We start from the raw sequence: 20,740 nt of genomic DNA on the forward strand, positions 1-20,740 counted from the left end.
CGGAGAGAGATATTTGCTCTCTCCGGCCCATTGATGAGTTAAGCCTGATCTTGCTGAGATTTGAGCTCGGGCTCATCCTCCTCAACTGGCGGACCAAACGACAAGAACCGCTTGTTCGCCCAGGCAATACCAACCAGCGTTAATCCAAGACCGATGAACGAAGTTGCGCGGGCAAGCCCATAAAGACCCGACATGTCGATGAAGAACACTTTCAGGCAGGTGATAATGATGAACGCCAGTCCAGCTTGCCCAACCCGCTTGCGTTGCTTCACAGAGGCAAAGGCAATCAGTCCGACTGAGAAAATCAGCATCGCAACGGTGTAGCTGTAGAGTTCTTCCAGAACCACACCGCGACCCGTCAGCACAGGGCCCTGCCAGAAGGCGCGGATTTCCAATCCAACAAACATCACCAACAACACGCCCGCCAGACCGCGTGTCACGTTTTGCAGGTGATCCTCACGGGTCCAGAAACGCTCAGTTGCCAGCAACAACGCCAGAGCCGGATACAGATAGGCGATGGACAGGCTATCAATCGGGAAGTAGCCGAAGACATGGTCCTGACCCAGTGGGTTCGTCACAATCGCGACCACACAGTTCAACACAGCAATGGCCCAGTACCAATGGAATAGCCCTTCTCTCAACTTGGTGAAGGAGCTTGAAAAACTCATCCGCTTCAGCTGAACAGAAACCTGAATTGCCAGAACAAAGGCATAGGACCCATGCATCACATACATGGGCATGTCGCCCTGATCGCGGTAGAACACTTGAAGTAAGGCGCAGAAGAACAGAGACAGAGCCGCCCAGACGGTCGTTTCAAATACGACTGCCTCGCTCTCATCCCCACGCTGCTGGCCACGCCACCAACCCAATGCGCTGAGCGCGAGCACTGGCAGGAACAGCAGCGAAATGTCTGCGTACCCCGCTTCGCCAAATCCGTCGATGTAGCGCTGCGTAGTGAAGAAAACCATGCCACTCAGGTATGCAAAGAACGCTTTTCGCGCAATGTTAAGCCCGAACAGAACTGAGATTTCAAGAACGACAACAGCGCCGACCATGAGAACAATTGGAAGCGTGATTTCTCCAAAGAAATAGTAGGCAAATGGTAGGAATAGCAAAAAGGCAAGCGCTGCGCTTCCCTCAGTCCCAAACTTAAACTTATGCGCTGACTTGCGGAAATAGACTGCAACGCAAACTTGCAGAGCAAGCGCAAACAGATAGCCAAAGGCCCCGACCGCGCCTTGCAACTCCGGCGCATGAAGTGCTGTGTAGACAAAGTAGATCCCCGCGCCCAGACCCGGCAAGGCGACGGCAGACCAGTTCCAGAACCACGCCCGCATGGAGGTTTGACCACGCAGCAGGTTGCCACCTGTCACAGCGGTAATCGTCACCGCCAGAACAGCAAGGTAGAACGGTTGATCATCTGGAACAGCTTGCCAGACCAGTGCCTTTGGCATCCACATCATCAACGTGAAGCCTGCAAGCAGGGCTGGCCCAATCAGGTCAAGGCTTTCCGCTTTACTCAAGAAGAACACATGGGCGATCAGAAGACCAGCAAACATCAGCGTCATTGGCCGTGCCAGATCCATATCTTCACCCGCAAAGAACAAACCGGTCAGGAACACAAGACCCGTAACGGCATAACTTAGCAAAGCAGGATAGGTCTTCTTGTAGTGCAAAAACGCTTTGTCCAGCGGCCAGCTGGAGATAGATGATTTCGGCGGGGCACCAAAAGCAGGCACCGTAATCGTTAGCGCCAGAATTGCGGCCAGCATGAGCGGCGTCAGTTGCTGGTCCGGCATTTGGATCTGCAACAGGAACACCCAGACGAAAACGGAAAGAACACTGAGTGTGGAGAGCCAGATCCAGCGCTGCAAGCGCTCGACCGCAAAGCTCGTTGCCAGCACCATGGCAAAATAGAGATAGAGCAGGGCAGATGGTTCTGTCCCACCAACCAGCAACGGGGAATAATAAGCACCCAGAATACCAATGGTCGCGAGCACCGGGCCATAAAGCAGACCACCGCCAATCGCGAGCCATGACACAAGGGCCAATCCGATGAAGGTGGTCGTTGGGCCGATCAACCCATAAAGAGAATAAGCCCCAACAGTGGCGCCAAACAGAGATGCAAGACCTCCACTGGCCGCTGCAACCAGCGGGCCGAACGGATCAATATGCGCCTCTTTCTGTCGGTAGCGGAAGAACTCGGAGCCAGCAATCAGCAAGACACCAAAGGCCAGCGCACAGCTGATACGCATGGCAGGTGAGAGGACGCCATTTTCAATGCCATATTGAACAAAGAAGATACCGGCAAAAGCAAGCGACAAGGCACCCAGCCAGACAACCCAGTTTTTGCGGGCATTGTTGATCACATCGCGGGCAACGCGACTAAACCACGCTTCAAACCTATTAGGCTTCAGCTGAGGCGGTGCAGACTTGTTTGAAGCAGCCTCTTGCTCAGATTTTGGCGCGTCTTTCGCAGCATTTTCCTGAGCAAGCGTTTGGTTTTGTGAAGGCTTTTGTTGTTCATCTCCGACGATTTTCTCGGAGACCGAAGCCTGCTCAGATGCCAAAGCAGCCCGCTTTGCAGCCTCTGATTTAGCATCTTCGTTTGGTGCTTCCTGCGAGGCCATCTTACTCGGTACAGGAGGAGACGTTGGTTTCACCGCCTCGCTCTTGGCATCCAAATCCCTCATCCATGGCTTCTTCGACACAGCCGCCACAACGGAATCCCGAGGTGTTGCTGGTTTTTCAACACCAGTTGGAGCTGCTTGAGCAGTCTCCGCATTCGGAGAGTGGCCCTGAAGCTCAGCCAAGCTCTTGTGGAGCTCTTTCATCTGCGCATTCAAAAACGTGAGTTTGAGCGCGATATCTGAGAGGCGGTTATAAAATGCAAATGCCACGCCAAGAAAAAGGGCGACAGCAACAATAATGATGAGTTCCATGAAAACCTGAGGAAGCAAGACTTAAAGAAAAAGACTGCGGCAAACCTACACGCATTGCCCTTTAAGAGCCACGACAATCTTTCCTGTGCCTGACTTGCAGCTGCCTCAACTGGTTACAGAAGCTTCAAGCAAAAAGCAGAGGACACCGCCGCATCCTCTGCCTTCGAACTGTACTTTTGGAAATCCGTTCAATCAGCCTTTAAAGGCCCAACTGCTCCTTCAGGCCACCAATGAAAGTTGCATCATCCAGTGCCTTGCGATTGTCGAGGAACTGGACGGCATCTGCTCCGGCGCGATAACGCAGGGTGTTGGTGCCGTCAGTGACAGCTGTATAGATGACGTCTGCCACAACGATTGGCTCGGAAGGTTGCATGCCCCCGTTCATCGCACCAAACAACGCCTGCACAACACCTTGGTATTCGGTCATGCTCTCATCATTGGTGAAGTCGAATGAACGACCAGCAAAATCAGTGCTGATCATGCCAGGTTCAACGATCTTCATCTTAATGCCTGCAGCTTCCAGCTCAAAGTGAAGCGCCTCGGAAATACCCTCAACCGCAAACTTGGTACCATGATAGAGCGTGCCGAGCGGGAAGGTCATCTGACCGCCGATCGAAGAGACGTTCACGATACTACCAGACTTGTTGGCCCGCATATGTGGCAGGACAGCTTTTGTAACTTCCAGAAGACCAATCACGTTGGTCTCAAACTGACGGCGGATCTTCTCCATGGAAAACGCTTCCAGCGGACCATAAGCGCCATAACCTGCGTTGTTGAGCAGCACGTCAATTTTGCCAAACCGTGCAATACCTTCTGCAACAGCCGTTTCAATGGAAGCGCTGTCTGTCACATCCAGACGCGTAACAAGCACGTTGTCGAGCTTGGTCAGTTCCTCTTCTTTTTCCGGCTGGCGCATGGTCGCGATCACATTCCAGCCTTTGTCGTGGAACAGTTTTGCAGTCACTTTGCCAATGCCGGAAGATGCACCTGTAATCAGAATTGTGTCAGACATGAAGAAACTCCTGAGGTTCTTTACTCGGGGTGCTAGGGGAGGCAACCCGTCTGTTGTTCATCATGCTTGATAAATTAGGGAGGCTAATAGCCTTCTACAAAGCCATATCGCGCCAAATGACTAGCAGATCACGCCAAATATGATCACAGCACAATACCCCGATGAAAATCATCGTGCGCGCATCATTGATGAGTGTGTTTCAGTAGTTCGAAGAGGATCAGCACCGCAAAAACCGCCAGACTTGGTATTAATGCAGAGGGAGGTTCGACCAATTACCAGCGGGCTGCGTTAACGGGTCGCAACTCCATTCCTGCTATTACAGGCTACAAAAAGCCACAGAGAAGTGGGTATTCTGGCTCAGCTGATTGGCAATGTCCTGAGGGACAAAAGAACAGACGAGATTTCTGCCACTGCCGCTGCCAGTATTTTGGAGCCGATTATGCAGAACGGACTGGAACACAGCACAACAACGCGTGAGCTTCCTGTCTCCCAGCAGCCGGAGGTCGACTATGTGCGCGTCCGCTTTGCCGGAGACTCGGGCGACGGCATTCAGATGACGGGCACGCGGCTGGCTGAAAGTGCTGCCAGATTTGGCAATGACATTGCAACCTTCCCGGATTTTCCGGCGGATATACGCGCCCCAAGCGGAACGATCTATGGTGTCTCAGCCTATTCCCTCAATATCGGCCACACCGAGGTGGACACGTTTGGTGATGAAACTGACGCACTTGTGGCGCTGAACCCGGCAGCCCTGCGCAAGTATCTGGAAGGTGTGAAGCAGAACGGTCTGCTGATCATCGATATGGACGCCTTTACCGAGCGCGCCATCACTAAAGCAGGTTTTTCCTCCAATCCGCTAGAAGATGGGTCACTCTCCAGCTTCCGCGTGCTGCCGCTGGAAATCACCAGCAACACAGAAAAAGCGCTGAAGGAAACCGGCCTGTCCGTCAAGGATGCGCGGCGCAGTAAGAACATGTGGACCCTTGGTCTGGTCCTCTGGCTGTTCGAGCGTTCCACCGCAGATGTTGAGCATTGGATCGAGCAGAAGTTCTACAAAAAGCCTGATGTGGCCAAGGCCAACATCATGGCATTGCAGGCAGGTCATCTTTACGGAGAAGTCACCGATCTGCCGCCGGATGTTTCCCGCTACCGCATTCAACCAGCCCCATTGATGGAAGGCGAGTACCGCTCCATCAATGGCAATGAAGGCATGGCCTATGGCCTTTATGCTGGCGCCACCCTTGCTGATCTTGAACTGTTTTACGGCTCCTACCCAATCACGCCAGCCTCTCCACTGCTGCACACAGTGGCAAAGTTGAAGGAGCTGGGTGCGATTTCGTTTCAGGCGGAAGATGAGATTGCCGCCATCTGCGCCGCCATCGGGGCATCCTATGCCGGTCACCTGGGCGTGACGGGTTCATCCGGTCCGGGCATTGCATTGAAGACGGAGGCCATTGGCCTTGCCATCATGACTGAATTGCCACTGGTGATTGTCAACGTGCAGCGCGGCGGACCTTCCACGGGCTTGCCCACCAAGACCGAGCAATCCGATCTGTTCCAGGCTATCTGGGGCCGCAACGGCGATGCTCCATTGCCCGTCATAGCACCGGCCCATCCGGGTGAGTGCTTTGATATGGGCGTGGAAGCCGCCAAGCTCGCCACCAGACACATGACACCACTCATAGTGCTTTCTGATGGATACATCGCCAACGCCAGCGCCCCTTGGAAACTACCGGACTTCGATGATCCGGCCTATGAGCCGTTTCCAGTAGAGCAAGCCAAAGAACCAGAGGGCTTCCTGCCTTATGACCACGATCCCGACACCATGGCCCGCCCATGGGCGGTGCCAGGCACAGCAGATCTGATGCACCGCATTGGTGGGCTGGAGAAGCAGGCGGGCAGCGGAAACATTTCATATGACGGTGAAAACCACCAGCTCATGACCCAGATCCGTGCGCAGAAACTGGACGCGATTGCGAAAAGCATTCCACCACAACATGTGGAATCCGGACCAACCACTGGTAAGCTGGCCATTCTGGGTTGGGGCTCCAGCTGGGGCCCAATCCGCGTGGCCGCGCGCCGTGCGGAGCTGGAAGGCAAGTCTGTCTCCCACATCCACTTGCGTCACCTCTGGCCGCTTCCACCAAATTTGGAAGAGCTGCTTTCGGGGTTTGATCGGGTGATCATTCCAGAGATGAACAACGGCCAACTCGCAACCGTTTTGCGTAGCCAGATGGATGTTAAGGTGGAAAGCGTTTCCTGCGTGAAGGGGCGCCCGTTCCTTGTGCGTGAGATCGCCAAAATCATAGAGGACGCGCTGGGAGCTTTATCATGACTGATCTGAAACCAAAAGATTTCGCCAGCTCCCTCGATGTTCGCTGGTGCCCTGGTTGCGGCGACTATGCTGTTTTGAAAAGCCTGCACAAGATGCTGGCGGATACAGGTGCAAAACTGGAAGACACCCTGTGCGTCTCCGGCATCGGCTGCTCCTCCCGCTTGCCGTATTACATGGCAACCTATGGCTTCCACACAATCCATGGCCGCGCACCAGCTATCGCATCAGGTGCAAAGCTTGCTAATCCAGAGCTGGATGTGTGGGTGTTCACTGGCGACGGCGATGGCCTGTCCATCGGTGGCAACCATCTGCTTCACGCGCTGCGCCGAAATCTGGATATGCAGATCGTGCTGTTCAACAACCAGATTTACGGCCTGACCAAGGGCCAATACTCCCCAACCTCACAAAAGGGCATGCGCACGCCGAGCTCTCCGGGCGGCACAGTGGAAATGCCGCTCAACCCGGCTCGCTTTGCCATCGGGGCAGGCTCCAAGTTCATCGCCCGCAGCATTGACACACAGGCCAAAGTGCTCGGCCCCATTTTGCAAGCCGCCCGCGACTTCGACGGCACCGCCTTTGTGGAAGTGCTGCAGAACTGCGTGATTTTCAACGACGGTGTGTTTGATCACCTGAAGGACAAGAAACAGGGTCCAGACCACACCATTGTCGTCGAGCACGGTCAGCCCATGGTGTTTGGCGTCAACAAAGACAAGGGCATCCGCGTGAAGCCCGGTGGGTTCGGGCTGGATATCGTTTCATTGGAAGAAGACGGCGTGGCCGAAGCAGATCTACTGGTCCACGACGAAACCAACCACGCACTGGCCGTCGCTCTGGCAGAGCTTGGTGAGAAAGACGGCGAGCCAACCGTCCTCGGCATCCTGTTCCGCGAGCAAGCCACCGAATTCGGAGCCGCCAGCCGCATAGGCCTGCCAGAAAAACCACTGAGCATGAACGAAAAACTCGACCGCCTTTCTGCAACCCTGCGCGCATCAGAAACATGGGATGTGGGCGAAGACGCGGCTTAACGCGTTCTTCACAATCAAAGACAGTAAGAGCCTGCAAACATAACCGTTTGCGGGCTCTTGTCTTGACAGAGCGTGTTCCACCTCCCACGTCTGCGCTTAGAACAAGATGCAGGGACTAGACATGACACTTGAACAGATCTGGCAGGAGTATCGTGCGGCGCTTAAAGCCTTTCTGCATTCTAAGCTGAGCAATCCGGCAGATGTAGATGACCTGCTGCAGGACATTTTGATCAAGACATTTGAAAAGCGCAGTGAGCTGAAAGACCAGACTGCGCTCAAATCCTGGCTGTTTCAGGTGGCCAACAACGCGATCATTGACCATTACCGCAAGAACGCCACGCGCAGTGACACCTCCGCAGCGGAAGATTGGCACAAACAAGACGCTGCCAGCATTGAGCAGGATCTGGCCGTTTGCATTCGCCCGTTCATTGCCTCCTTACCGGATGACAGCGCGCAGCTTCTGACCCGCATTGACCTGGAGGGCATCTCCCAAAAGGAACTGGCCGCAGAACTAGGCATCAGCTATTCCACGCTGAAATCCCGCGTCCAGAAAAGCCGCAGTGAAATGCGCAAACTCTATGACGACTGCTGCAAGATGACCCTGGACACCAAAGGCCGTGTCGCAGATTATCAAGAAAAGTCTGATAGTTGTAAAAATTGCTAGGACGTATTCCCAAAAAGCGGACACTGGTTTTCCGATAAGAACACGCAGGCAAAAGTAAATCCAAACAGACCGTGAGCTTCCTAAAATCAGTCTGTCTTGGATTTTATTTCGTCTTTTTCCGTCCTCACCCGTCTAACAAGCGAAACTAAATGAGGACACTAAGATGCTCAAAATCATTAGCTATAAAATCTGCCCCTTCGTCCAGCGTGTTACGGCCATGCTTGAAGCGAAGCAGATGCCTTACCAGATCGATTACATAAGCCTCAAGGACAAGCCAGGCTGGTTTCTGGACGTCTCTCCAAACGGACAGGTGCCAGTTCTGATCACCGAGAACGGCACTGCTCTGTTTGAGTCCGATGCCATTGTTGAATACATCGACGAAATAGCACCGCCAATGCACCCAGGACTCTCACCAGAGCAGAAGGCGATTGAGCGGGCATGGAGCTATCAGGCCGCGAAGAACTATCTGGTCCAGTGCAGCACCATGCGCAGCCACGACAAGGCAACGCTGGAAGAGCGTGCTGAGAAGCTGAGCGCTTTGTTTGGCAAGGCTGAGCAGCAGCTTTCAGACGAGGGCTTCTTCTCTGGCGCGCAGATCGGCAACGTCGATATGGCATGGCTGCCATTGTTGCATCGCGCCAACATCATCGAGCGTCATGCTGGCTATGATTTCCTAAAGGGCTTTCCTACTGTGGAGGCATGGCAGAAACGTCTGTTGGAAACAGGTCTGGCAGAAAAGTCAGTTTCTGAAGACTTTGAAAAGCTGTTCGTTGAGTTTTATCTCTCCGATCAGACCTATCTGGGATCTGGAAAGTGCTGCGACTCTCCAAAGGTAGACGTCTGTAAGACGGGCGCTTGCTGTTAAGCACGAGAGCAAGAAGAGCGGCCCCAATCCGCTCTTCTTTGCAGGACGCACAAGTTAATCCTGGAAATGCCCAAGCTGCCATAAACACACCACTATTTCGCGTCAGTGAAGTTCAGTCGTGCTGCGGTTTGCTTGATAAAACATGCTCGCACCGCGATCTTTCAAAAATCACTTTGCGATGTTTTATAATGACAAAAAAGCCCTTCTTCCTTACCACAGGTGCCGCTCTCGGCCTCTTCCTGTCAGCATTCCCCGCCGCTGCGCAACTTGATTGCAGCAACAAACCTGCCTTGCAAGAGCGCTTCACTCTTGAGGGAGGCCTGCTCAAGCAAACCGGCTACGCGCTGGAATGGAAACGCTGTGTTGAGGGGATGACATGGGAGAGTGACACACAGAGCTGTTCCGGTGAGCCAATGCAGGTTGGGCAAGACATCGCTGCCTCTCATTTCGCGGAGAACAGCCAAGGCTGGCGTCTGCCAACAATCCGCGAGCTTTATGGCCTGCTGGATTCCACCTGCGCTGATAAAGACGAACTGCACGCCCTGTTTCCAGACCTTACATCCCCAGCCTTTGTCGACTACGCCGACTTTTGGTCCGCCACTGGCGATCAGAAGCTGAAAGGGATGTACTACTATCTGGACTTCGTCACCTACGCCCTCGACTTTCACAGCCAAGGCTACTCTCTGGCTGTCAGGGCTGTTCGCGACACCAAGTAACCTTCACTCCGCAAACAGAAAATGATCTTCCCACTCTGACCGTGCGATGACGTCACCTGCCAGGAACTCCAAGGCGGTGACGAGGTTGGTGGTGGGGTTGTAGGTGCATTTGTAGGTGAGGTGGTACCAATCACCCTTGCTGCGGAAAGCTGCACCATCTGCGCTGACGCTGTCGCCGAACACCACAGGGTCTTTGTAGGCGAAGGCGACCACGCGTTCCGGGTTGAAGCTCTCATCCCATAACTGGATTTGCTCCATCACCTCCAGATTGCACAGCTGCTCGCGCTGATCGGATGGATCAAACAGAACCAGCGACTCTTTCAGTTCTTTGTTTTCAGGCGCATCCAGCAAGCGCCCCAGTTGAAAATGCTGAGCAATGACAGGTTGTGGCGTTTGAATGATTTCCTCTCTCACAACTGGCGGCGGCAAAGGTTGCGGGGTTGCATCTTCCGGCGGAGCAGATGAGAGAGATGCCGTTGGCGGCTCTTGTTGAACTGGCGGCGTGATGAGTTGCTCAAACTGAGCGGTGCCAATGAGTTCGACACCAATGCTTTTCACCGGGCTTCCACGAAAGCTACGAGGCAAATGAGACATAGCCAGCACCCAGTAGGCGAACAGGTGCACCATTAATGAGGACGCAAACACCAGCGTATAGGTCTTGTTTGACCCCGCTATCACATAGCTGTTTCTGTCTGCTTGCAAAACGTGCAATGAATCAATCCTGTGTCTCGCCCTTGGAAGTTGCCAGACTCGTGGCAGAACAAGGCAAAAATCCGGCAGAACCTCTCACATTTCAACTTACCCGCAACTGTTTGCGCACGACCGCCCTCTCTCTGAAATCAGTACCTTACGTCTTGCTTGCAGGCCGGTTTGAGAGGCTAATTTAGAATTATTTGACATTCCACAAATATGAGTATTAGTTTCATGTTTATAAGGGGTGATAAGTGGAGAAGTTCGACCATCGCTCCATCACTTCTGGTCGAATGCGTTTCCTGTGCCTTGATAAGAAAATGAGCGAAGGCTAATCCTTCGCCGACCGAGACCTGACACATGCAGCAAACACAAACTATGCCGAAGCCTCCCAGCGCGAGCACAGCTTTCTCCTGGGAAGCATTTTTGTCCCTCGGCTTTCGTCCATTCTATATTGTTGGTGCAGCGTATGCGGCCATCAGCGTTCCGCTTTGGGTTGCCTCCATCATCGGGTTTGTCGAGATCAACGGCCCGCTCGAAGGCGTGTTATGGCACTCTCATGAGCTGATCTTCGGCTTCGCGGTCGCCATTCTCATCGGCTTCCTTTACACCGCCGTTCAAAACTGGACGGGCCGACGCACTCCGAATGGCATGGTTTTGGGTGGATTGCTTGCCTTATGGCTGGCGGCGCGCGTGCTCTTGTTTGTGGGCGGCGGACCACTTGGGTCACTGGGACAAATTCTTGATCTTCTCTTCCTGCCTCTTGCCGCTCTTGGCATCGCAATTCCGTTGTATCAGGCGAAAAACAAACGCAACTACTTCGCGGTGGCTTTGCTGCTGGTGCTGGCGGTGGCAAACGGTCTGTTCCACGCCATTGCGCTGGATCTCATCAATTATGACTCTGCCGATGTGTTCCTCTGGGCAGTTGATGTCTTCGCGATCTTTGTAACCGTCATTGGCGGGCGTATCATCCCGCTCTTCACCAACAATGCCCTCGGCGTGAAACGCGCAGTGCGCAACCAGCGCCTTGAAGATGCAATTGGTCTTGGCATGGTTCTGCTATTGGTCAGCGACATCTATTTTGGCATGAGCTACGAAGCCGCAACGCTGCGTGCGGTGGGCTTGCTGGTGCTCGCCGGGCTGCACATTGTGAAGATGGGCCTGTGGCGCCCTCAGATCACATGGGGCAAACCGATCCTCTGGATCCTACCGGTCTCCTACGCTTGGCTACCAATTGCATTGTTGTTGCGGGCAGGGGCTCTGCTGGATGCACCATGGGATCAAGTGCTGGCCATCCACGCGATTACCGTTGGTTCCATCGCCGGTATGATGCTGGCCATGATGACACGCAGTGCGCTGGGTCACTCCGGCAGACCACTCCAGCCAACATGGGTTGAGATTGCAATCTACTATCTCATTGTCATGAGTGCAGCGGTGCGGGTGTTTGGTATTCTTCTATATCCGCAGGGATATTTCATGGTTCTGGGGCTTTCAGCCCTGTGCTGGGTCGGTGCATTTGGCTTATTTACTATTAGATACTGGGGCATTGTCACCCGGCCAAATACAATCTTCTGACATCACAAAGGCCCGGTTTTCCGGGCCTTTCCTGTATTCAAGCACACATCTTTATTCAGAATATTCTCATATATACCTATGCACTGTTGCTGATATATCGCAACGTCAATTTCTTTTTAGACCAAACGGTCAACTTACTTGATTTAACCCGTCTGCCAGCTCAATACTTAAGCGGTTTCTTTATTAGAGATCTTTGATTACCGCTCTGTACCACTCCTTTCGAGCCCTATTGCAGACCATTGATTATGACACCGCTCCTTGATCAAAGTATCAGCGACATCTTCCGGACCTTCATGAATGAAGAGCCGCTGGAAAATGCGTTGAAGCAACTGCAGACAAAGTACTCAGAGTTTCCCTTTGCCATCAATGTGCAAAGCCTGGCAGACCGTCACTATGACTATCGCAAGGTTTTGAATGTGGGGCAGGCGTTCCATGACAGTTTTGCGCCCGTAGCTCAGCTGAATCCACTGCCCTCCGTTTTAAAGCGGGTTGATATTGAAGAGCCCTGCCGTCCGCATCGGCATTTCCGTAAGGAAGACATTCACGCGGATTATGTTGGCAATTTCATTGAGCCCAACCAAAACATCGACCGCGCAATTACGCTAATGATCGATCGTCAAAACGGTCTGTGCTCTTACATCAACATTTCGCTTCCCTATGCCGTCTCAGAACATGACGAAGACCAGCTTTTTGAGGAAGTGAAGTTCTTGCAGCCGTATTTCCGCAATGCTTTTCAGCTGGCTTTGCAGCGTCGCATGCGTGAGGCAGTTGCCCCCACCAAGGCATTAGGCAAGTTCTGGTTGGAGCAGATGCCCTTCAGCGCTCTCGTGGTTGATGAAAACAGCAGCGTGCAGGTGATGAACGGGCGCGCAGAAAAGCTGCTGAGCAAACATACCAACTTGCAGCTTGGGCGTTACATGCGGCTCTCTGCCAAGGCAGTAGATGAGGCCAGCGCATTGGAAAGCGCAGTCAGACAGTCCATTTACACGCACACCCTGCCGTCTCCGGTTATCATCCGTAATGAGTTTGGTCCGAACACACTGGTCTTCATCCAGCCTATCGAGACCCAAAAGGACGCTCCAGACTATCTTTCGCATTTTTTGGCCAGACCAAAATACTGCCTTTTGATGGTGTTTGATCCGACCGATTTTGCCGAAGTGCCGGACAAAATGATCAGCCATCTTCTGAATCTCACCCCGAAAGAAACCGAGGTCGTGAAGGCGCTGACCAATGGAGCGTCAACACGAGACGCTGCTGAGCAACTCGGCATTTCTTACAATACCGCACGAAACCACATCGCCAATGTGTCTCGCCGGCTGGATGTTGGCTCACAAACCGAGATCGTGCGACTGGTGATGACGACACTCTCGCGTTATCCGTGGCAGACCTAATACAATCCCTTCAGGGATTTCCCTCAGTCGCCTAAACCTGCCCCCTCAATTTCATGCACCCGACATATCGGAGAGGAAAATAATCTGATATTTTTATTAGATATATCAGAGCGTTATCAGCCAATTTTAGAGTTTTGTCTTTTTCTGCAGAAAATTAGTGCAATTGCATCAAGTCACCTCGAAAAATTCTGAGTAAATTTAACTCAGCAAACAAGAGGCGTCGGGAGCACAGGTTTTCGGAGGCAGTCTTGGCACAGAAGGCATACCTTCAACCGCAATTCGGTCCTTAAGTTTGCTGTTTGGTGGTTCGTTTGCTTGGGAAATGAGCCGCTTGTATTGTTGCAAATTATTGCCTAGCCGGCTTAGCCTTCCATATTTCAAAAGGCGACGCCGGTCTTTTCTTGCCTAATTGAACCTGCCCGATTGAACGCTCACACTGCACATGGCACAGTGGGTATCTCTTCGTTCATCACGGTGCTCACATGACATCCTCAGATATTTCCGCTGCTCTCACCTTTGAAACATTCTCTGCTCTTTTGGAATCTGGCAGACCAATTATCGATGCGGAGTTGGAAGCGACATGGCTTGAAGGCAAAGACCTGCGGGACGCGCAGTTTTTCAATTGCAGTTTTGAGCCCGGCTGCGACTTCAATGCCGTAGATTTTCGTGAAAGCAGCTGGAAGGACTCCCAGTTCCCGGCCAGCACCTTCAAAAGCTGCGATCTAAGAGATGCGAAGTTTGAAAATTGCAGTTTTTATTATGCCGACACACGGGCAGGCGGGTGCTTTCGGCATGCGGACCTGAGCAATGTGGAGTTTCACAACTGCGACCTGCGCCTTACCACCTTCCCCTATTCGCAAATGTTCTGCATTGCCTTCCAAAATTCCCGATTGACGGGCGCTTCACTGGAGGGCTGTGACTTTGGCAAGGTTGCGGGCAAACGGGCCCTGAAGACGCGCGCTACATTCACAGACTGCCAGCTGAACTATGCAACCCTGTCTGATCTGGATCTGGAGGAGTGCATTCTGACTGACTGTGATCTGACCAGCAGCAATCTGTCCAACACGAACCTGACAAATGCAGACCTGAAGCGCAGCACGCTCTCTGATGCGGAGACGGAAGGTCTGGATCTCACCTATGCGGATTTAAGAGGTACGAACCTTGGTGCGCTCTTCTTAACAACCTTGCGCGGATACCGCGGCATGTTGATTTCGGCCAGCCAGCAACATCTGCTTTTGCAGGGTCTCGGTATCAAGGTTGAGCCGGACTAAAAAGCAGTCTTTTCCATACAAAAACCCCGCCTCCAAGAAGGCGAGGTTTAAGGTCATTGCCCGGAGAGTGTTTTACTTATTTCGCAAGGCCTTTGATGCGTGCGACCAGATCAGCCAGTTTAGGTGACTTTTCTGAAAGCGCATCGTGCATTGGCAGAACCGCACTGATGAACGGACCTTTTTCAACTTCAACAAACTCAACTTCAAGCTTGGTTTTTGCAGCTTCGATCGCTTCAAGGGTCTGCTTGTTGTAAAGGTCGCGGTGGAAATCCATCATTTCACGAGCAGCTGTTTTCAGCGCTTTTTGATCATCGCCGTCCAAACCATCCCACACTTTAGTGGAGACCATCAGAACGCCTGGGATCATGGTGTGCTCATCGCGGGAGTATACTTTTGCAACTTCGCCGTGGCGCACATCAACAAGTGCCTGCGGGTTGTTTTCAGCACCGTCAACCACGCCCTGCTGCAGCGCAGAGTAGAGCTCACCGAAGGAGATCGGGGTTGGCGCGCCGCCGAGTAGTTCAACCATCTGGATTGCGGATGGGGAAGGCTGCACGCGGATCTTCATACCCTTCAGATCAGCTGGGCTGTTGATGGCTTTGTTTGCGTAGAAAGAGCGGGAACCGTCTACCATAAAGGCCAGACCAACAAAGCCCTTGTCTTTGGAAGCCATGAAGACGTCTTCAGCAACATCTGAGGTCAACACTTTGTAATAGTGGTCTTCACTCTCAAAGATGTATGGCAGGGTCAACGCGGAGTAGGATGGTTCAAAAGCTTCCATTTCTGCTGCGTTGGAACGGGCCATGTCCAAAAGGCCGTTCTGCATCAGTTCAACGGATTCACGCTGTGTGCCAAGCTGTGCATTGGCGAAAATGCGCATTTTAACATCGCCGCCGGAAAGCTCTTTAACGCGCTTTGCCATGAACTCCAGAGAGATATGTGCCGGGTTGTCAGTCGGCAGGTTATGGCTGACCTTCAAGGTCTTTGCTTCTGCAACAGTAGCGCCCACCATAAGAGCAGATGTAAGCACAGCACCAATAAAATGAGACTTGCGGAACATTCTTCTAAATTCTCCCTTGAAGTACACAGACAAGAGGCGCCTGGTATGGAATTCCCGATTTATCGAAATGAGCCGATCTTCCCTCCGGCGACATCTCTTGCCCGTATTTCTGACCAATTTCACAAAAAGGTCAACCAAAATATCAATTCTAGGTGTTGGCACTGACAATTGGTCACGCCTCACGGAATGTACCCTGAAAAGAAAACCATAGATGATGCAAGTCACATAATCTTTACAAAAAGCGTGATTTAATGGCACTTTCTGAGTAATAATAATAATAGTATCAACTTATATCGAGCAGCCCTCGCAGTAACCACTCTCTTTATTTTAAAGCTATATCCAATGCTATATTTGCCGGAAATTTACATTTAAGTATACTAGTTGGAGCGCATTGACAGCCGATCGCAGATAATGTCCGACCTTTCGACCAAAAATCTTCCAATAGGTCGACCAAATATTTAAAACTTCAGAACAACACCCACTCTGCATCCAGAGAGATTCGCATTTTTTGGCAGTTCTTTGCTCTCTCAAAATTGGCCGACCAATATCCAAAACCATCTCAACCAAGTGAAAATCCGCGTTCCAGACATTGTTATGGGAACAATATAAAAGTGCGTAAGATCGGTTTTTCCTCGCATCGCCGCGCCCTTTGCTAGATATATCAGCTTTGCTTTTTGTATTTGCGAGGTTTGACATGGCACAGCACTGTGATTTTCTGATTATCGGCGGCGGCATCGCTGGCATCAGTGCGGCCTCTCAACTGGCAGAAAACGCAAAAACCATTGTGCTGGAGATGGAAGATGTGATCGGCCACCACTCCACAGGCCGCTCTGCCGCAATCTTCATTCGCAACTACGGCAATGCCGTCATCCGTGCCTTAAACGCTGCTTCAGAACCTACGCTCATGAACCCGCAAGGCATCTGTGACGGGTCCGTGCTCACGCGCCGCGGGCTTTTGATGCTGGCCGAAGAGGGCAAGGAAGACCAGCTGGAAACCTACGAGGAAGACGCAGAGGGGTTGGAGACACGCAGCGCTGAAGAAGCCCTCGCCATGGTTCCAATCCTCGCCCCGGAGAAAGTCTGCTCCGCGCTTTACGAGCCCAACGCATTGGACATTGACGTGGACCGCCTGTTTCAGGGCTACGCCCGCCTCTTCAAATCCCGTGGTGGAGAGATCATCCTCTCAGCACCTGCCACTCAGATTGAACGGCAAGATGGGCTTTGGCAGGTCACCACACCCAAAGGCGTGTTTTGCGCCCCTGTTCTGATCAACGCTGCGGGAGCATGGGCTGATAAAATTGCCGAACTTGCCGGCCTTAAAACAATTGGGCTCACCCCCAAACGCAGAACGGCAGCAATCCTGCCTTTGCCGGAAGGTGTCGACAGCAGCAACTGGCCCTTGTTTGAAGGTGCAGCAGAACCGTTTTACGCCAAGCCGGAAGCAGGCAAACTGCTTGTCTCTCCTGTAGATGCCGACCCTGTAGAGCCGCATGACGCCTTCGTCGACGACATGGTGCTCGCAGAAGGGCTTTATCGTTTTGAAAATGCCGTCAACTTCCCCGTCACACGCGTGGAGCACAGTTGGGCAGGCTTGCGCAGTTTCGTTGAAGATCGCAGCCCCGTCGTCGGCTTTGCACAGGATGCAGACGGCTTCTTCTGGCTCGCCGCTCAAGGCGGCTATGGCATTCAAACCAGCCCGGCTCTTTCCCGCCTCACCGCAGATCTCTGCCTCAATCGCCCCTCCGAACTGCCGGAGGAGATCGTTGCAGCTCTTTCACCACACCGTTTTACGTAAAAGCATAGGACTACCCCATGTCTGACATCACCCGTCTAAACAAAGGCCCACGCATGAGTCAGGCCGTCATTTACAACGGCATCGTGCATCTTTCCGGTCAGGTCGACACCAACGGCAAAACCGCTGCTGACCAGACCCACGCTATTCTGGCAAACATTGAGAAACTGCTGGAAGACGCCGGTTCCAACAAGTCCCGCATCCTACAAGCCACCATCTGGCTGAATAATGTTGCTGACTTTGATGAGATGAACTCCGTCTGGGACGCATGGGTCGACCCTGAAAACCCTCCGGCCCGCGCCTGCGGCGAATGCAAACTCGCCCTAGACAGCCTCAAAGTAGAAATCCTCATCACAGCCGCAGTCGCTGCCTGATTAGAGTGGCACAAACAGAGGAGAGGGGAGTAAGGTCTCCTCTCCTTTTGTTCAAAATCTCCGAGTTGAACTCAAGCCGCTTGAGTGATCTGGGAGATCTTTGTGATTTTCTTGTGGGCCTCGCTTATACCGGCTTCCGCAGCTTGTGGCCCCAGCGCCAGTCCTTGCGCGTAAATGAACTCAATATCTGTGATACCGATCAGGCCCAACGCTACCTTCAGGTAGGCGGTTACCAGATCATTGGGTGTGCCAAGAAAGCAGCCGCCCTGCGTCACCGCGATATAGCATTTCTTTCCTTCCAGAAGACCGATCGGGCCATTCTCAGTAAACTGAAAGGTCTGTCCGGCACGCGTTACATAATCAATCCAGGCTTTCAAAGTGGAGGGGATCATCAGATTGTACATCGGGACGCCAAGGACGATAAAATCAGCCTCTTTTAGCTCAGAAACCAACGTATCAGACAGCGCTAGCCCCGCTTGTTGAGCAGGTGTGCCAGCGGCTTTGGGGTCATGGAAGCTTTGGAAAAGGCCTTGATCCAGATGAGGGATAGGATCCTTGCTCAAGTCCCGTTTTATGTGCCGGATTCCTGTAAACATGGAAAGCAAGGCATCAGTCATTGCGTCTGAGAGCTGTGAGGACTGGGAGTCCTGTTCTTGTATGCTTGCATTGATCTGCAACAGAGTTTTCATGAGATAATTCTCTTTCAAATGAAATCAGTTGCCCTCCCTTGATTTTGGAGGCGCGCAAGTTGCTTAATCGATCAGGTGAATGGTACAAAACTAATAACTAACGATTTTATCAATACATTGAGATCACTATGCCAAGCCTCGACCAATTGAAGATGTTTATCGCAGCTGCAGAAACCGGCAGTTTTTCGGCGGCGGGTCGAGTGCTGGGTAAAGGACAATCAGCCGTCAGCACTGCGATTGTGAATCTTGAGGTTGATCTGGGCTTCGAACTTTTTGATCGCGCCACTCGCAAGCCTCAGCTCACGCAAGACGGCGAACGCATGCTGGCGCACGCCCGCGCGGTGTTAATGCAGCTGGACAACATGACCTCCGCCGCAAGCAGCATTTTTGCAGGAGATGAAGTTAGCGTCAGAGTTATGCTCGATGATGCGCTTATGCTTCCTTCACTGAGCAATATTCTGATCGAGTTCGGCACAAAGTTTCCCGCCACGCGGATTGACTTGATGTCCAACGTCAGCCCGGAAATTCCGGGTATGGTTGCGCAGGGCTCAGCTGACATCGGTCTTATGTTTTCCGGTGGGATGGTTCAAAAAGGGGTCGAACAGGTTTTCATTGGCAATCTGCCCTTTGTATCTGTCAGCGCACCTGACTACCCGCTTTCAAAACTAGCCACGGTCAGCGCAAACGAGCTGCTCTCTCACAGACAGCTTCTCTTACGCAGCCCTCAGGGAAGTGTGCTGGACCAGTTTCCAGCTCTCTCCACCCAAGTCTGGTATGCAACAAGCTTTCACACCATCCGCCAGCTCGTCCTTCAGGGTGTTGGTTGGGCCTATCTGCCTGAGCATCTGGTCAGTCCTTCCATCGCTTCCGGCCATTTGGCCAGAGTAAACCTGCGCTTCGAGCACAAACTCTGGAGCCCTCCGGTCGAATGCATTAAACTCAAACACACCCGCATGGGCCCAGCAACTTCATGGCTGTTTGAGAGCATCAAGAATGTTTTGTCGTGAGAACTGTGGGGGGGGGGGGCTGCTGATGGCAGCAGCGATAAGAGAACGTTCTTATCCTCCACGTCTATTAATGGCCATCAACATAAAGCTCTAAAAGCGCAAGCAATGTTGCATAGAACCAAATCAAAAATAGGATGCCAAGCGTATATAAAATGCCAATTGTGATAAGTTTCACATAAACGCGCTTATAGGTGAAATCCTGCCTGCACCAGAAAACGAGAGGGAGGGCAGCGAGCTTATGGTCCTCTGCCGAAAGAGTGTTTTCGCAGCAGGTCATACTCGGGCTTCTGAGTAATCTTGTAAAAGGTGAAGAGGCTGCCGATGCAGATCAGGAAGATGCCAATATAAAGCGCGGCGTCCATTTCTTGGTTTTCTCCCTGCAACCAGTTATCTTTGAGTGTCTATTCTTCGAGTACATTCCGTTCAAACAGAATGCCACATGCTTGGAGGAGGGGGATAAGTTCTTTCTTAGATCAGAGTTTATAAGGGCAATCGGTCAGTCATATAGAGTTCAATGAAAGCCAGAAGATAAGCATAACCCAATATCCCAAACGGGGCGCCAAACGCATGAACAAGACCAATCTTAGCCAGCCTCACATAGGCTGGCTTCAGCGCAGGCTCTTTCTTGTACCAAAATGCGGGCAGCAGGAAGATGAAATTCAGATTGCGCGCGAGATTGCGCTTTCTCAGCTCTTCGTATTCTGGCCTCTGACGGATCTTGTGAAACGAGTAGACAGTTCCAGCGAAAATCACGATTATTCCGATGTACCGTAAAGCATCCATCATCCGATTTGTCTTATGCCCCTCAGCAAGCCAACTTATCCCCGCGCGGTGAAGCGCTGTAGCGTTGGTCTTTTAACTCGGCGAAGGGCGCCCTTAGCACATATGCAAAGAACAATCATCAGCAAAGCGAGGCCTATCAGGGTACGGTGGTGAGAACTTACCGTGGTGGTGGGGTGCGCCGCCTTCCTTGGGTCCGTTTTCAGCCGCTTCTCCATAGCAGCGCATGAAAACGCAAAATCGCGCAAAGAAACGCACAGAATAACGCAAAGGCGGAAAGTGGCCTTCGTGAATGGGTGAAGGGGCAGCTTCTATGTCAGGTTGTCACATGCGCCAAAGTGATAAGCTGGTATATCTACCTGTAACTTCAGACTGAGACATAAATATATTTCAGTTAATCTCCCACTTTAGGCATAGTTTTCCTCTGCGCGGCCTAAGAGCAAATGCAAGTATAAACCCCGATAATCTGCGTGAAATGCGGTTTATACTCACCTTCGCTCTTATATATGTGAACTATATTGAGATTCATTCAATTTCACTTATCCACCTCGT

General features: G+C 52.2%; 17 protein-coding genes. 11 read left to right on the forward strand and 6 right to left on the reverse strand.

The features are described 5' to 3' along the window. Nucleotides 1–38: 38 nt before the first annotated feature. Nucleotides 39–2,942, reverse strand: a complete 2,904-nt coding sequence (locus tag PsAD26_RS11715; RefSeq protein ID WP_063310562.1) for a DUF2339 domain-containing protein — start codon at nt 2,940–2,942, stop codon at nt 39–41. Nucleotides 2,943–3,141: 199 nt separating this feature from the next. Continuing rightward, nucleotides 3,142–3,954 (reverse strand): SDR family oxidoreductase, encoded by an 813-nt coding sequence (locus tag PsAD26_RS11720; RefSeq protein WP_063310563.1) that lies wholly within the window; start codon nt 3,952–3,954, stop codon nt 3,142–3,144. A 439-nt stretch (nt 3,955–4,393) separates the two neighbouring features. Between PsAD26_RS11720 and PsAD26_RS11725 the strand changes: the two genes are divergently transcribed. From PsAD26_RS11725 to PsAD26_RS11745, 5 genes are all read left to right on the forward strand, one after another. Then, complete coding sequence (locus PsAD26_RS11725; protein WP_063310700.1) at nt 4,394–6,289, forward strand: 2-oxoacid:acceptor oxidoreductase subunit alpha; 1,896 nt, start codon at nt 4,394–4,396, stop codon at nt 6,287–6,289. Next, nucleotides 6,286–7,314 (forward strand): 2-oxoacid:ferredoxin oxidoreductase subunit beta, encoded by a 1,029-nt coding sequence (locus tag PsAD26_RS11730; protein ID WP_063310564.1) that lies wholly within the window; start codon nt 6,286–6,288, stop codon nt 7,312–7,314. The genes PsAD26_RS11725 and PsAD26_RS11730 overlap by 4 nt, the downstream gene beginning before the upstream one ends. A 121-nt stretch (nt 7,315–7,435) precedes the next feature. After that, complete coding sequence (gene sigZ / locus PsAD26_RS11735) at nt 7,436–7,978, forward strand: RNA polymerase sigma factor SigZ (RefSeq protein WP_063310565.1); 543 nt, start codon at nt 7,436–7,438, stop codon at nt 7,976–7,978. A 163-nt stretch (nt 7,979–8,141) separates the two neighbouring features. Next, nucleotides 8,142–8,843 (forward strand): glutathione S-transferase family protein, encoded by a 702-nt coding sequence (locus PsAD26_RS11740; protein ID WP_063310566.1) that lies wholly within the window; start codon nt 8,142–8,144, stop codon nt 8,841–8,843. A 188-nt stretch (nt 8,844–9,031) separates the two neighbouring features. Continuing rightward, nucleotides 9,032–9,559 carry a DUF1566 domain-containing protein gene (locus tag PsAD26_RS11745; protein ID WP_063310567.1) on the forward strand — a complete coding sequence of 176 codons (528 nt, stop codon included), beginning with the start codon at nt 9,032–9,034 and terminating at the stop codon, nt 9,557–9,559. Nucleotides 9,560–9,562: 3 nt separating this feature from the next. On the opposite strand, the gene PsAD26_RS11750 is transcribed toward PsAD26_RS11745, so the two are convergent. After that, nucleotides 9,563–10,270, reverse strand: a complete 708-nt coding sequence (locus tag PsAD26_RS11750) for a DUF930 domain-containing protein (RefSeq protein WP_063310568.1) — start codon at nt 10,268–10,270, stop codon at nt 9,563–9,565. Nucleotides 10,271–10,675: 405 nt separating this feature from the next. Between PsAD26_RS11750 and PsAD26_RS11755 the strand changes: the two genes are divergently transcribed. The 3 genes from PsAD26_RS11755 to PsAD26_RS11765 all read left to right on the forward strand — a co-directional run bounded on the left by PsAD26_RS11755 (nt 10,676) and on the right by PsAD26_RS11765 (nt 14,486). Continuing rightward, a complete protein-coding gene (locus PsAD26_RS11755) occupies nt 10,676–11,824 on the forward strand; it encodes an NnrS family protein (protein WP_208985647.1) in 1,149 nt (382 codons plus the stop codon). Between the two features lie 245 nt (nt 11,825–12,069). Beyond that, nucleotides 12,070–13,215, forward strand: a complete 1,146-nt coding sequence (locus PsAD26_RS11760) for a helix-turn-helix transcriptional regulator (RefSeq protein WP_063310570.1) — start codon at nt 12,070–12,072, stop codon at nt 13,213–13,215. A 482-nt stretch (nt 13,216–13,697) separates the two neighbouring features. Continuing rightward, nucleotides 13,698–14,486: a pentapeptide repeat-containing protein gene (locus PsAD26_RS11765; protein WP_063310571.1), complete on the forward strand. Its 789-nt coding sequence runs from the start codon at nt 13,698–13,700 to the stop codon at nt 14,484–14,486. A 76-nt stretch (nt 14,487–14,562) separates the two neighbouring features. On the opposite strand, the gene PsAD26_RS11770 is transcribed toward PsAD26_RS11765, so the two are convergent. Continuing rightward, nucleotides 14,563–15,546, reverse strand: a complete 984-nt coding sequence (locus PsAD26_RS11770; protein ID WP_063310572.1) for a TRAP transporter substrate-binding protein — start codon at nt 15,544–15,546, stop codon at nt 14,563–14,565. A gap of 694 nt (nt 15,547–16,240) precedes the next feature. On the opposite strand from PsAD26_RS11770, the gene PsAD26_RS11780 reads away from it, so the two are divergent. Both PsAD26_RS11780 and PsAD26_RS11785 read left to right on the forward strand, forming a co-directional pair. Further along, complete coding sequence (locus tag PsAD26_RS11780) at nt 16,241–17,341, forward strand: FAD-binding oxidoreductase (protein WP_063310574.1); 1,101 nt, start codon at nt 16,241–16,243, stop codon at nt 17,339–17,341. A 17-nt stretch (nt 17,342–17,358) separates the two neighbouring features. Further along, a complete protein-coding gene (locus tag PsAD26_RS11785) occupies nt 17,359–17,712 on the forward strand; it encodes a RidA family protein (RefSeq protein WP_063310575.1) in 354 nt (117 codons plus the stop codon). A 71-nt stretch (nt 17,713–17,783) separates the two neighbouring features. Here the strand turns inward: PsAD26_RS11785 and PsAD26_RS11790 are convergent, their stop codons facing one another. After that, on the reverse strand, nt 17,784–18,401 hold the full coding sequence (locus tag PsAD26_RS11790) for an NAD(P)H-dependent oxidoreductase (RefSeq protein ID WP_063310576.1): 618 nt from the start codon (nt 18,399–18,401) through the stop codon (nt 17,784–17,786). 128 nt (nt 18,402–18,529) lie between these two features. Between PsAD26_RS11790 and PsAD26_RS11795 the strand changes: the two genes are divergently transcribed. Then, nucleotides 18,530–19,408, forward strand: a complete 879-nt coding sequence (locus PsAD26_RS11795) for a LysR family transcriptional regulator (RefSeq protein ID WP_063310577.1) — start codon at nt 18,530–18,532, stop codon at nt 19,406–19,408. A 480-nt stretch (nt 19,409–19,888) separates the two neighbouring features. On the opposite strand, the gene PsAD26_RS11810 is transcribed toward PsAD26_RS11795, so the two are convergent. Further along, the gene (locus PsAD26_RS11810) at nt 19,889–20,194 is read right to left on the reverse strand and encodes a hypothetical protein (RefSeq protein WP_063310580.1); all 306 of its coding nucleotides are present in this window, start codon (nt 20,192–20,194) and stop codon (nt 19,889–19,891) included. Between the last annotated feature and the right edge of the window lie 546 nt (nt 20,195–20,740).

Origin of the sequence: Pseudovibrio sp. Ad26 (genome assembly GCF_001623285.1) — a bacterium.
In the GTDB taxonomy this organism is placed as follows: Bacteria; Pseudomonadota; Alphaproteobacteria; order Rhizobiales; family Stappiaceae; genus Pseudovibrio; species Pseudovibrio ascidiaceicola.

Coding starts and splice junctions, on each gene's coding strand:
- PsAD26_RS11715 (WP_063310562.1), bottom strand. CDS start 2,942: ATGGAACTCATCATTATTGTTGCTGTCGCCCTTTTTCTTGGCGTGGCA.
- PsAD26_RS11720 (WP_063310563.1), bottom strand. CDS start 3,954: ATGTCTGACACAATTCTGATTACAGGTGCATCTTCCGGCATTGGCAAA.
- PsAD26_RS11725 (WP_063310700.1), top strand. CDS start 4,394: ATGCAGAACGGACTGGAACACAGCACAACAACGCGTGAGCTTCCTGTC.
- PsAD26_RS11730 (WP_063310564.1), top strand. CDS start 6,286: ATGACTGATCTGAAACCAAAAGATTTCGCCAGCTCCCTCGATGTTCGC.
- sigZ (WP_063310565.1), top strand. CDS start 7,436: ATGACACTTGAACAGATCTGGCAGGAGTATCGTGCGGCGCTTAAAGCC.
- PsAD26_RS11740 (WP_063310566.1), top strand. CDS start 8,142: ATGCTCAAAATCATTAGCTATAAAATCTGCCCCTTCGTCCAGCGTGTT.
- PsAD26_RS11745 (WP_063310567.1), top strand. CDS start 9,032: ATGACAAAAAAGCCCTTCTTCCTTACCACAGGTGCCGCTCTCGGCCTC.
- PsAD26_RS11760 (WP_063310570.1), top strand. CDS start 12,070: ATGACACCGCTCCTTGATCAAAGTATCAGCGACATCTTCCGGACCTTC.
- PsAD26_RS11765 (WP_063310571.1), top strand. CDS start 13,698: ATGACATCCTCAGATATTTCCGCTGCTCTCACCTTTGAAACATTCTCT.
- PsAD26_RS11770 (WP_063310572.1), bottom strand. CDS start 15,546: ATGTTCCGCAAGTCTCATTTTATTGGTGCTGTGCTTACATCTGCTCTT.
- PsAD26_RS11780 (WP_063310574.1), top strand. CDS start 16,241: ATGGCACAGCACTGTGATTTTCTGATTATCGGCGGCGGCATCGCTGGC.
- PsAD26_RS11785 (WP_063310575.1), top strand. CDS start 17,359: ATGTCTGACATCACCCGTCTAAACAAAGGCCCACGCATGAGTCAGGCC.
- PsAD26_RS11790 (WP_063310576.1), bottom strand. CDS start 18,401: ATGAAAACTCTGTTGCAGATCAATGCAAGCATACAAGAACAGGACTCC.
- PsAD26_RS11795 (WP_063310577.1), top strand. CDS start 18,530: ATGCCAAGCCTCGACCAATTGAAGATGTTTATCGCAGCTGCAGAAACC.
- PsAD26_RS11810 (WP_063310580.1), bottom strand. CDS start 20,194: ATGATGGATGCTTTACGGTACATCGGAATAATCGTGATTTTCGCTGGA.